The organism is Actinomadura sp. KC216 (assembly GCF_004348535.1).
Taxonomy (GTDB): Bacteria; Actinomycetota; Actinomycetes; order Streptosporangiales; family Streptosporangiaceae; genus Spirillospora.
Genome location: NZ_SMJX01000553.1, coordinates 1 through 2668, shown reverse-complemented (window position 1 = coordinate 2668; position 2668 = coordinate 1). Strand labels below are relative to the sequence as shown.

Sequence of the window (2668 nt, the reverse complement as noted above, 5' to 3'; positions counted from 1 at the left end):
GGCGGGACGGGCGCGGCCGCGGGCGGCGGGCCCGGCGGGCCGCCCGCCGGGTCGGGCACCGGCGCCACCGGCTGGTCGGCGCCGCGCTCGGCGGCCAGATGCTCCCGCGCGGCCTTGATGATGTCCCACGCCGACAGCTCGTCGGTGGAGGGCGGGGTGTGCATCGCCGGGGACATCAGCTCCGCCGCGACCGCCTGCGGCACCGCGAACCCCGTCGCCGGCGGCGGGACCTGCGCCAGCCGGCACCACGTCAGCCCGAGGGTGTAGGTGGTGGCCAGCAGCGCGGCGAGGGCGTCGGGGTCGTCGCTGCGCAGCGCGTCGGGCAGGCGCCCGTCGCGGGGCCACAGCGACCGCAGCGGGTTGGCCGGGTCGCCCAGCACCGCCTGGACGGTCCGGGCGCTGTCGGCGTCCAGCCAGCGCTGCAGCGCCGGGAGCGCGCCCGGCGCTGCCTGCAGGTCGGCGGCCAGCACCGCGACCCCGGCGCGGCGGACCTCGTCGTGCCCGCGGCCCGGCGCCGACGGGCGGGGCCCGGTCAGCGCGGCGACGATCTCCTGCAGGTCGTACAGGGCCAGGCGCAGGTACTCGCCGGGCGCGGTGTCGCGGACCATCGGCGTGGCGAACTCCGCCGGGCAGCGGCGCCGCCACTCCTGCACGATCGCGTCCGGGCCGTACCGGACGGTCGCCAGGTCCTGGTTGACCAGCCGCAGCGACGCCGCCGTGATCGCGGCGAGCGCGTCCGCGCCGGGACGGAACCGCGGGTCGGCCTGCAGCCCCGCCGCGACCTCGTACATCACGCGGGCGATGTGCGCGGCGCCGCCGCCGTCGCCGGCGCCCAGGCGGTGCACGTAGTAGCCGGCCAGGGTGCCGAGGTCGGGCGGCATCATCCAGTGCAGCTGCTCGGCCGAGGTGGTCAGGAACGGGATGAACGACTCGATCAGCGGGTGCTCGGTCAGCGCCACCGGCGACCCCGCGCACCACAGCAGCGCGCCCCACGCCGCCGCGACCGTGGACGGCGTCCCCGGCTGGAACATCGGGTCGCGCTGCACGAACTGCTGCGGGTTGACCGCCAGGGCGGTGGTGAGCGCCTGGGAGATCCGCGCGACGACCGCGGTGTCGGGGACGGGCCCGAGGAACCCCAGCGGCGCGACCCGCCCGGCCGACAGGTCCGGGCCGGTCGGGAACAGCTGCGGCGGGACGGGCGGCGTCCCGGCCCCCTGCGGCGCGGGGACGGCGACGCGGCGGTCCTCGAACGTGGCGGGCGGCGGGCAGGGATGCCAGGTGCCGTCCAGGCCGCACCGGTACCAGCGGCCCCACGCCCCGTACAGCCACCACTCCCCGGCGCCCCACAGCATCCGCGCGGCGATCTGGGCGGCGCGGTCGGCGGGCTGGGCGGTCTGCCACCAGGGGGAGGCGACCAGCTCGCGGACGTTGCCCTCGACGGAGGCGAACAGGTCCCCGCTCGGGCCGCCGCCGGTTCCTCCGGTTCCGCCGGGCCCCGCCCCGGCCGCCTGCCAGCTCATCCGGCGATAGTAGTGGCCCCGGGCGGGCCGCCCGGCACCCGTGCGAACCAATCGCCGCCACGCCGTCACGGGCCCGCCGCGGGCCCGTGTCCCGCCCGTCGACGTGTAAGGAGCGTTATGTCATGATGCTCATTAGCCCGTGCGGGGTGCCGTGCGGTGCGGACGGCTGGAACGGCCAGAACGGCTCGGCCTGCTCGGGCGGCGGACCGCGGGGGGAGTGGCGGTGGACGGTGCGGCGCGCACCCGCGCCTGGGGCGTGGGCCTGGCGGTGTTCTCCTCGGTGTGCTTCGGGGCGTCCGGGCCGTTCGGCAAGGCGCTCATCGAGGCGGGCCTCGGCCCGCTGCAGGCGGTGTGGCTGCGGATCGTGACCGCCGCGCTGGTCCTGGTGCCGCTCGCGCTGCTGCTGCGGGGCCGCGCCGCCGCCCGCGGGCTGCGCCCCAACCTGGGGCCCGTCCTGCTGTACGGGGCGACCGGCGTCGCCGGGTGCCAGGCCCTGTACTTCGTCGCCGCGTCCCGGCTGCCGGTCGGGGTGGCGATCCTGCTGGAGTTCAGCGGCCCCGTCATCGTCCTGGCGTGGCTGGGCCTGGTCCGCCGCGCGCCCGTGCACCGCACCGCCATCGCCGGCGTCGCGGTCGCCATGGCCGGGCTGACCCTCGTCGTCCAGGTCTGGTCCGGGCTGACCCTCGACCCGGTCGGGCTGGCCGCCGGGATCGGCGCCGCCGCCTGCCAGGCCAGCTACTTCCTCATCGTCGACCGCCTCACCGGACGCGTCGACCCGCTCGTCATCACCGCCTCCGGCAGCGTCGTCGCCGCCGGCGCGCTCACCGCGCTCGCCACGCCCTGGTCGCTGCCGTGGGACGTGCTGCCCGCGCAGGTCCCCGTCGCCGGGCACACCGCCCCCGGCTGGACGCTGGTCATCTGGATCGGGGTCGTCAGCACCGTGCTGGCCTACCTCACCGGCGTCGCCGGGCTGCAGCGCCTGTCCGCCCAGGTCGGCGGCGCGATCTGCTACACCGAGGCGGTCGCCGCCGCGCTCATCGCCTGGGCCGTTCTCGGCGAGCGCCTCAGCCCCGCGCAGATGCTCGGCGGCGTGATCGTGCTGACCGGCGCCTACATCGCCCAGCGCGCCGCCGTCGCCCGCCCCGACC

At 77.9% G+C, this 2668-nt stretch carries 2 protein-coding genes; one reads left to right on the top strand and one right to left on the bottom strand.

The genetic code is table 11. The annotated features are described in order from the left end of the window. Nucleotides 1–1520 (bottom strand): hypothetical protein (locus E1264_RS41830; RefSeq protein ID WP_132183009.1); only part of this gene is annotated, 1520 nt, incomplete at its 3' end. Nucleotides 1521–1659: 139 nt separating this feature from the next. On the opposite strand from E1264_RS41830, the gene E1264_RS41825 reads away from it, so the two are divergent. Further along, nucleotides 1660–2668: DMT family transporter (locus tag E1264_RS41825; RefSeq protein WP_243711506.1), on the top strand; the 1009-nt coding region annotated here is incomplete at its 3' end.